Below are 8565 nucleotides of genomic sequence, written 5' to 3'. Positions count from 1 at the left end.
GTTTTCGTGGAGCGAATGGGCGGACGCCCTGTCCGCCGAAGTGAAGAAGCCGGACGCCGCGAGCGACGGCCACGACTATTACGAGCACTGGCTGTCGGCGCTGGAAAAATTGCTGGCGACCAAGGGCGTCGCCGGCAAGCACGAGATCGATGCGCTCTCGGCCGCCTGGGAGCGTGCCGCGCACGCGACGCCGCACGGCAAGCCCATCCTGCTCGAGAACGATCCCGGGCTCTGACGGCAGGTCGCGCGCAAGCCAGCTCAAAAGTCAGTTCAGGCTTCCGTTACCTCAGTTTCGGATGTGTTTGGCACTCAATTGCAAATACTGGGGCTGCCTGCGACGATGTATTCATGACGAAGAAACCCGCCGCGCCATGGCCCTTGCTGCAAATAGCGATCGAGCCGAAGAGGAAGGCCGATCAGGAGAAGCTGCTTGCCGTCCTGTCGGGCCTGGCGGACGAAGATTCGGACTTGCGTATCGATTGGGATGAAGAGTCCGGCCAGACGATCGTCGCCGGCAGAGACGAGCGTCACTTGGACATCATCGTCAACCGCCTGCTACACGAATTTGATCTCACCGTGGATTTCGGCGCACCGCAGGTGGCCTATCGTGAGACGATCACCTACACGCGCGAACAGGACTACACGCATAAGAGGCAATTCGTCGGGCAGGGGCAGTTCGCCCGCGTCAGGGTCCTGTTCGAGCCGAACGGGCACAATCCGGAATTCGCGTTCGTGTCGAGGGTTCCCGATGGCGCGGTTCCCGACGAATACGCCGCCGGAGTCGAAAAAGGGCTGCGGACCATCCTGGTCTCTGGTCCCTTCGCGGGCTTTCCGATGATCGGGGTTAAGGCAACATTGGTCGACGGCGCTTATCACGCCACCGACTCTTCGGCTTCCTCTTTCGAGATCGCCGGCCGTGCTTGTTTCCGGGAGGCCGCACCCAAGCTTGGAGTGCAACTGCTCGAGCCGATCATGAGGGTCGAGGTGGTGACGCCGCAAGATTATGTCACAGGCATCATCAGCGATCTCAAGAACCGGCGCGGCAAGATCGAGAGCCAAAAAACCAGTGGCATGGACGTCGTCATCGACGCCCTTGTGCCGCTCGCAAACTTGTTCAACCTGGAAGATGCACTCCGGTCGTGTTCGAAAGGACAAGCGCGCCTGAACGTGAGCTATGTCGGATATGCTCCCGTTCCGATGCCTGACCGCGAGCCGCCGCCGGCGGTGGCTGCCGACGCCTAGTCATTCACTGGACTGAGTCCATCTAAGGCATCAGTGGTCTTGTTCTCTTTACGTTCCGGTTGGCGGCTGATAGCCTGAGTTTGTCGGAGGCGTTAGCGATTGCTACCGACGACGGTCGATGTGGTGGCCAATCTTGTCTTTCGTCAGCGAATCCGGTCTGTCGAACTGATGGAATTCTCTCCCCAACAGGACGAGGCTTTGAAGGCGGTCGGCCGCTGGCTGAAGGACGGGCGGCCGCAGATCTTCCGCCTGTTCGGCTATGCCGGCACCGGCAAAACGACGCTTGCGCGCTATTTCGCCGAGCACGTCGACGGGCAGGTGCAATTCGCGGCCTTCACCGGCAAGGCTGCCCAGGTGCTGCGCTCCAAGGGAGCGACCAACGCCCGCACCATCCATTCGCTGATCTACAGGCCGAAGGGCGAGGAATCGGTCGAGGACCAGGTGACCGGCAAGACGTCGATGTCGCCGACCTTTTCACTCAACCGGCAAAGTCCGATCGCGCGCGCCAAGCTCGTCGTCATCGACGAATGTTCGATGGTCGACGAGCAACTCGGCCGCGACCTGCAGAGCTTCGGCACGCCGATCCTAGTGCTCGGCGATCCGGCGCAGTTGCCGCCGATCTCCGGCGGCGGCTTCTTCACCGAGCATGAGCCGGATGTGCTGCTCACCGAGATCCATCGCCAGGCGCGCGACAACCCGATCATCCGGCTGGCGCTCGACGTGCGCGAAGGCCGCGAGTTCATGCATGGCGACTACGGCACGGCGCAGGTGATCGGCAGGGAAGGGGTCACGCAGGATCTGGTGATGAAAGCCGATCAGGTGCTGGTCGGCACCAACCGCACGCGGCGGCGCTACAACCAGCGCCTGCGCGAACTGAAGGGCTTTTCCGCCGATTATCCGCAGGCCGGCGACAAGCTGGTTTGCCTGCGCAACGATCCGGCCAAGGGGCTGCTCAACGGATCGCTGTGGAAAGTGATGACCTCGTCACGCGAGACGGTGAAGCCCGGCATCAACCTGCTGGTCTCGCCGGAGGAGGACGATCCCGACCGCGGCGTTGCCAAGATCAAGCTGCTGAAGGCGGCGTTCGAGGATCCGGATGCCGAGATTCCATGGCAGCAGAAGAAGCGATTCGACGATTTCGACTACGGCTATGCGCTGACCGCGCACAAGGCGCAGGGCTCGCAGTGGAACGCCGTCGTGCTGTTCGACGAGAGCTGGGCCTTCAAGGAGACCCGGCAACGCTGGCTCTATACGGCCATCACGCGTGCGGCCGAGCGGCTGACGATCGTGCGATAGAGCGGTTCACCGGGTCAGGAAACGGTAAACCCCTCTAGCTCGTTGTTTTGGCGCAATTCTGAACGGAAACCCGTCACACCTTTCATGGAATTGCTCCAGTCCGCTTATTCTGCCGGCCTCGCATCGAGCCATTGCCAGGCCGCGGCTTCGTCGTCACTGGTGAAATGCCGGAATTCGAACGGCAGAACCTTCGGAAAGAAGTCGCCGACAAGCGATGCCCAGCGCGGTTCGCCGATAGCTGCGCAACGGACGACATGCTCCAGCGCGTCGGCCACACCTTGCTGCAGCGTTTCTTGCGAGATGTTGGCCCAATCGACGCTCTCCTCGTCACTCAGCCGCACTAGCACGTCGATCCTCGGGTGCAGGGCATAGGCAGCTTCCAGCAGGCCGAACAGGTTTTCCGCATCCGCCGGCGAGACATCGCCGACGACGTCGATGGCAAAAAGCGCGTCACGGTTGGTTTCAATGCGGCGTATCGCCGGCACCGCCTCGAGGAAATTCACTGGCAGATCCTTGTGTTGGCGCCTAGTCCTCTGGAACACCGGAAACCCACTATCTGTTCCCTGCAAAGGCGCTATAGATGCCCGCCAAAACCAAGCTGGATGCCAATTCATGCCTGCAAAGCTTTCGGTCAACCTCAACGCTGTCGCCATGCTGCGCAACCGACGCGATCTGCCGTGGCCGAGCGTCACGGGGTTGGGGCGCATCGCTCTTGCCGCCGGCGCGCATGGGTTGACCGTCCATCCACGTCCCGATGAGCGGCATACGAGACATTCCGACCTGCCGGAGATCAGGGCGCTGCTCGACGATGAGTTCCCCAAGACGGAATTCAACATCGAGGGCTACCCGACAGAGGATTTCCTAGCGCTTGTCGAGAAGAACCAGCCGGAGCAGGTGACACTGGTGCCCGACGATCCGGCGCAGGCGACGTCGGACCACGGCTGGAACTTCGTCGCGCAGGCCGCGTTCCTGACACCGATCGTCAAGCGGCTGAAGAAGGGCGGATTTCGCGTGTCGCTGTTTTCCGACGCCGATGCGGCCGGCGTGAATGCCGCGCGCGATACCGGCGCCGACCGGATCGAACTCTATACCGGGCCGTATGGCGGTTACCATTCCGATTCCGCCAAGGCAGCCAAGGAATTGGAAAGACTGGGAAAAACCGCGGACGCGGCACTCGCGGCGGGGCTCCAGGTCAATGCCGGCCACGATTTGACCGTGAACAATCTGCCTGCACTGATCAAACGCATCCCCGCATTGGCCGAAGTATCGATCGGACATGGGTTGACAGCGGATGCGCTGGAGTATGGCATGGCCGGCACGGTTGGGCGGTTCTTGAAGGCCTGCGGATGGTAGGGCGAGGAAGCCTTGCGTAGCTCCGGCGTGTTCCGCGCTTTGCGGCAGCGTCGGAGCGTGGCGAATCTGATGAAGTGGGGTTCATGGTGCTAGCCAACGCCAGCGAAACAGAATCCCTCGAACCTTCGGGCCATGCCGAGGCCGAGCGGCAGCACAGCACCAAGGTTCTGATGCTCGGTGCGCTCGGCGTCGTCTACGGCGATATCGGCACGAGCCCGATCTACGCCTTTCGAGAGGCTCTCCATGCTTCAGGGGGAGTGGTTGCCCGCAACGATGTGCTCGGCGTGCTGTCGCTGATCGTCTGGGCGCTCACCATCATCGTCACGATCAAATATGTCGCCTTCGTGCTGAGGGCCGACAATAAGGGCGAGGGCGGCACGCTGTCGCTGATGGCGCTGGCACGGAGCGCCTATCCGCAGGGCTCCAGCCTGATCCTGGTGATCGGCCTCTGCGGCGCGGCCCTCTTCTTCGGCGATTCGATCATCACGCCGGCGATCTCCGTGCTTTCGGCGGTTGAAGGCCTGGAAGTCATCACGCCGGCGCTCGATGCCTATGTCGTTCCGATCACGCTGGTGATTCTGGCGGTGCTTTTCGCCGTGCAGCGTTTCGGCACGGGCAAGGTGGCGGCAGTGTTTGGACCCATCACGGCGACATGGTTCGTGGCAATCGGCGTTGCCGGCCTCTATCACATCGTCGACGATTGGTCCGTCCTGTTGGCTATAAACCCCTACTATGCGGTCTATTACCTGGCCACCACGCCGACGGGCGCCTTCGTCACCGTCGGCGCGGTTTTCCTCGCGGTCACTGGCGCCGAGGCGCTCTATGTCGACCTTGGCCATTTCGGCCGCAAGCCAATCGTGCTGGCCTGGTTTTCCATCGTTTTCCCTTGCCTGCTCCTCAACTATTTCGGGCAGGGCGCCTTCGTGCTCTCGCACGGCGGCAAGCCGACCAACCCGTTCTTCCAGATGCTTCCCGAATGGGGGCTGATGCCGATGGTCGCCCTGGCAACGGCGGCGACGGTCATCGCCAGCCAGGCGGTGATCTCCGGCGCCTTCTCGCTGACCAGACAGGCGGTGCAGCTCAATCTTCTGCCGCGCATCGAGGTGCAGCACACATCCGAGATGCAAAGCGGCCAGATCTATATGCCGAGGGTCAATCTGCTGGTCGCGCTCGGCGTGATGCTTCTGGTCGTCGGTTTTGGCAGCTCGAGCGCGCTCGCCTCCGCCTATGGCATTTCGGTGACCGGTGAGATGCTGATGACGACGATCCTCTTGTTTGTCGTCATGCGCTGGCTCTGGAAATGGCAGCTGGCGCTCGCATTGGCGCTGGCGCTGCTCTTCGGCGTCATCGACCTCGGCTTCTTCTCGGCCAATGTCGTCAAGATGGTCGAAGGCGGTTGGGTGTCGATCACTGTCGCTTTGATCATGGGGCTGATCATGTGGACTTGGATTCGCGGCACCCGCTACCTATTCGACAAGACGCGCCGCAACGAAATCCCGCTCGACTTTCTGGCGGCGAACCTTTTGAAGAAAAAGCCGCAGCTGGTGTCCGGCACCGCCGTGTTCCTGACCAGCGATCCGCTGAGCGCGCCGACGGCGCTCATGCACAGCCTGAAGCACTACAAGGTGCTGCACGAAAAGAATGTCATTCTTTCGGTGGTGACCGCACCGCAGCCGGTGGTGCCGGACAGCGAGCGGGTGAAGATGGAGACGGTCAACGAGCTGTTCATGCGGGTCACGCTGACCTTCGGCTACATGGAGCAGCCGAATATTCCGCGCGCGCTGGCGATCTGCCGCAAGCAGGGATGGAAGTTCGACATCATGACGACGTCCTTCTTCCTGTCGCGGCGCTCGCTGAAGGCCTCGCCCAATTCCGGCATGCCGATCTGGCAAGACAGGCTGTTCATCGGCCTTGCGAAGACGGCGGCGGATGCGACGGAGTATTTCCAGATCCCCACCGGACGCGTGGTCGAGATCGGCACTCAGGTCGCGATCTGACCCTTCAAGCATCCACATTGTGCCATAGATTTGAATGGACCTCTGCAGGTCGAGCCTTGCACTGGCGGTATGGGAGCCCTAACGCCAGGGCACTTGATATTGCACTGCAGCAAGCGTAGAGCACCGCGCACTTTATCGGAGTGTCGTCATGGCCCTTGCCAATGGTGCTGAGGCAGAACCCGTCGAGCAAACGGGGCATCCGGAGATAGAGCAGCACAGCACCAAGGTGCTGATGCTGGGCGCGCTGGGTGTCGTCTATGGTGATATCGGCACCAGCCCGATCTACGCGTTCCGCGAGGCGCTCGTTGCTTCCTCGCGCGGTGAGGTCGCCGATCGCGGCGATATTCTTGGCGTGCTGTCGCTGATCATCTGGTCGCTGACGATCATCGTCACGATCAAATACATCATGTTCGTGCTGCGCGCCGACAACCGTGGCGAAGGCGGCGTGCTCTCGCTGATGGCGCTGGCGCGCAGCACTTTCGCGACGCGTTCGGCGGTCATCCTGGCCATCGGCATCGCCGGCGCCTCGCTTTTCTTTGGCGACGCCGTGATCACCCCGGCCATCTCCGTGCTTTCGGCCGTCGAAGGCATGAATGTCGTGACACCCGCCTTTCAGCCTTATGTGGTGCCGCTGACGCTGCTCATCTTGGCCATTCTGTTTGCGGTGCAGCGGTTCGGCACAGGTGGTGTCGCCTTGATCTTCGGGCCGATCACCGCCGTGTGGTTCCTCGCCATCGGCCTGTCCGGGCTGAATCACATCATTGCCGATCCTGAAATCCTTTGGGCGATCAGCCCGCACTACATCGTCGCCTTCCTGATCCACTCGCCGGACGTGGCTTTTGTCACGATCGGCGCCATTTTCCTGGCCGTCACCGGCGCGGAGGCACTCTACGCCGACCTCGGCCATTTCGGCCGCAAGCCGATCGTGCTGGCATGGCTGGCGATCGTATTTCCCTGCCTGCTGTTGAACTATGCCGGGCAGGGCGCTTTCGTGCTCGCCAAGAACGGTGTCGTCGGCCATCCGTTTTTCGAGATGAATGAAGGCTGGGCGCTGATCCCGATGGTGATTCTGGCGACGGCAGCGACCGTTATCGCCAGCCAGGCGGTGATCTCCGGTGCCTTTTCGCTGACCAGGCAGGCGGTGCAGCTCAACATGCTGCCGCGGCTGGAGATCCTGCATACGTCCGAAAAACAGTCGGGCCAGATCTACATGCCGCGCGTCAACATGCTGCTGGCGCTGGTGGTGATGCTTCTGGTGGTCGGTTTCGGCGCGTCCAGCAGACTTGCCTCGGCCTACGGGATCTCGGTGACCGGCAATATGCTGGTGACGACGGTGCTCCTCTTCGTCGTCATGACCCGTATCTGGAAGTGGCAGCTCTGGGTCGCGGTGTCGTTAACGGCTCTGTTTGCCTTCATCGATGTCGGCTTCTTTGCCTCCAACATCGTCAAGGTGTTCGAAGGCGGCTGGGCGTCGCTCGCCGTGGCTTTCGCCATCATCCTCGGCATGTGGACCTGGGTGCGCGGCAGTCGCTACCTGTTCGACAAGACGCGACGCAACGAGATCCCGCTCGACTTCCTGGCGGCGAACCTTTTGAAGAAAAAGCCGCAGCTGGTGTCCGGCACCGCCGTGTTCCTGACCAGCGATCCGCTGAGCGCGCCGACCGCGCTCATGCACAGCCTGAAGCACTATAAGGTGCTGCATGAGAAGAATGTCATTCTTTCCGTGGTGACCGCACCGCAGCCGGTGGTGCCGGATAGCGAGCGGGTGAAGATGGAGACGGTCAACGAGCTGTTCATGCGGGTCACGCTGACCTTCGGCTACATGGAGCAGCCGAACATTCCGCGCGCGCTGGCGATCTGCCGCAAGCAGGGATGGAAATTCGACATCATGACGACGTCCTTCTTCCTGTCGCGGCGCTCGCTGAAGGCCTCGCCCAATTCCGGCATGCCGATCTGGCAGGACAGGCTGTTCATCGGCCTTGCGAAGACGGCGGCCGATGCGACAGAGTATTTCCAGATCCCCACCGGGCGCGTGGTCGAGATCGGCACTCAGGTCGCCATTTGAGGGACTGCAACGCCTAAAGGGGTGGGGAGGTGGGAATGGGGGGTGAGTTGGTGCTCGTTACCGGCGGCTCCGGGTTCCTCGGCGCGCACTGCGTTCTAGCCCTGTTGCAGGCAGGCTACCGCGTCCGCACAACAGTGCGATCCGCCAAGCGCGAAGCCGATGTTCTCGCCATGCTGAGGGTCGGCGGTGCCGAGCCGGGCGATGCGCTTTCCTTCGCCTACGCCGATCTGACGACAGACGCCGGCTGGCCGGAAGCGGTCGCGGGATGCCAGTACGTTCTTCATGTCGCCTCGCCGTTCCCGCCGGGCGTGCCGAAACACGAGGACGATCTGATCGTTCCTGCGCGCGAGGGTGCGCTGCGTGTGCTGCGGGCCGCGCGCGATGCCGGCGTCAAACGAGTGGTGCTCACTTCGTCCTTTGCGGCCATCGGCTATGGCCAGACGCCAATTCCGGGCAGTCCGTTCACGGAAGAGAACTGGACCAACCTGGCGGCCAAGGTGAGCGCCTATGTGAAGTCGAAAACGCTGGCGGAACGTGCGGCCTGGGATTTCCTTGCCAGCCAGGGCGGAGCGCTGGAACTGACGGTCGTCAATCCGGTCGGGATATTTGGAC

Annotated in this window: 9 protein-coding genes; 7 read left to right on the top strand and 2 right to left on the bottom strand. The window is 62.1% G+C overall.

What is annotated here, in order from left to right; genetic code table 11:
* Window positions 1-235, top strand: a 235-nt coding sequence (locus EOA32_RS29000; RefSeq protein ID WP_128373542.1) for a nitrile hydratase accessory protein, incomplete at its 5' end; no start/stop codon positions are given.
* A 74-nt stretch (window positions 236-309) separates the two neighbouring features.
* On the opposite strand, the gene EOA32_RS40170 is transcribed toward EOA32_RS29000, so the two are convergent.
* On the bottom strand, window positions 310-531 hold the full coding sequence (locus tag EOA32_RS40170; RefSeq protein WP_245499413.1) for a hypothetical protein: 222 nt from the start codon (window positions 529-531) through the stop codon (window positions 310-312).
* On the opposite strand from EOA32_RS40170, the gene EOA32_RS28995 reads away from it, so the two are divergent.
* Window positions 427-1242, top strand: coding sequence for a hypothetical protein (locus EOA32_RS28995; protein WP_245499412.1), 816 nt, complete (start codon window positions 427-429; stop codon window positions 1240-1242). The genes EOA32_RS40170 and EOA32_RS28995 overlap by 105 nt on opposite strands.
* Window positions 1243-1410: 168 nt before the next feature.
* Window positions 1411-2538, top strand: a complete 1128-nt coding sequence (locus tag EOA32_RS28990; protein WP_095779088.1) for an ATP-dependent RecD-like DNA helicase — start codon at window positions 1411-1413, stop codon at window positions 2536-2538.
* Between the two features lie 104 nt (window positions 2539-2642).
* Here the strand turns inward: EOA32_RS28990 and EOA32_RS28985 are convergent, their stop codons facing one another.
* Window positions 2643-3041: an STAS/SEC14 domain-containing protein gene (locus tag EOA32_RS28985; protein ID WP_066990965.1), complete on the bottom strand. Its 399-nt coding sequence runs from the start codon at window positions 3039-3041 to the stop codon at window positions 2643-2645.
* Between the two features lie 109 nt (window positions 3042-3150).
* Between EOA32_RS28985 and EOA32_RS28980 the strand changes: the two genes are divergently transcribed.
* The 4 genes from EOA32_RS28980 to EOA32_RS28965 form a co-directional block, all read left to right on the top strand.
* Window positions 3151-3891 (top strand): pyridoxine 5'-phosphate synthase, encoded by a 741-nt coding sequence (locus EOA32_RS28980; RefSeq protein WP_095832122.1) that lies wholly within the window; start codon window positions 3151-3153, stop codon window positions 3889-3891.
* A 170-nt stretch (window positions 3892-4061) separates the two neighbouring features.
* Window positions 4062-5888, top strand: coding sequence for a potassium transporter Kup (locus EOA32_RS28975; protein WP_348632237.1), 1827 nt, complete (start codon window positions 4062-4064; stop codon window positions 5886-5888).
* A gap of 148 nt (window positions 5889-6036) precedes the next feature.
* Window positions 6037-7953, top strand: coding sequence for a potassium transporter Kup (locus tag EOA32_RS28970; protein WP_067323268.1), 1917 nt, complete (start codon window positions 6037-6039; stop codon window positions 7951-7953).
* 35 nt (window positions 7954-7988) lie between these two features.
* On the top strand, window positions 7989-8565 hold a 577-nt coding region (locus tag EOA32_RS28965; protein WP_128373539.1), incomplete at its 3' end, for an NAD-dependent epimerase/dehydratase family protein.

It is taken from the genome of Mesorhizobium sp. M1A.F.Ca.ET.072.01.1.1 (assembly GCF_004023325.1).
Lineage (GTDB): Bacteria > Pseudomonadota > Alphaproteobacteria > Rhizobiales > Rhizobiaceae > Mesorhizobium.
The sequence above is the reverse complement of the archived record's forward strand: the minus strand, read 5'-3'. Positions and strand labels throughout refer to the sequence as shown.

Excerpts from the sequence above, each read along its gene's own strand:
- EOA32_RS28970 (WP_067323268.1), top strand. The coding sequence starts at position 6,037 with ATGGCCCTTGCCAATGGTGCTGAGGCAGAACCCGTCGAGCAAACGGGG.
- EOA32_RS28975 (WP_348632237.1), top strand. The coding sequence starts at position 4,062 with ATGCTCGGTGCGCTCGGCGTCGTCTACGGCGATATCGGCACGAGCCCG.
- EOA32_RS28990 (WP_095779088.1), top strand. The coding sequence starts at position 1,411 with ATGGAATTCTCTCCCCAACAGGACGAGGCTTTGAAGGCGGTCGGCCGC.
- EOA32_RS28980 (WP_095832122.1), top strand. The coding sequence starts at position 3,151 with ATGCCTGCAAAGCTTTCGGTCAACCTCAACGCTGTCGCCATGCTGCGC.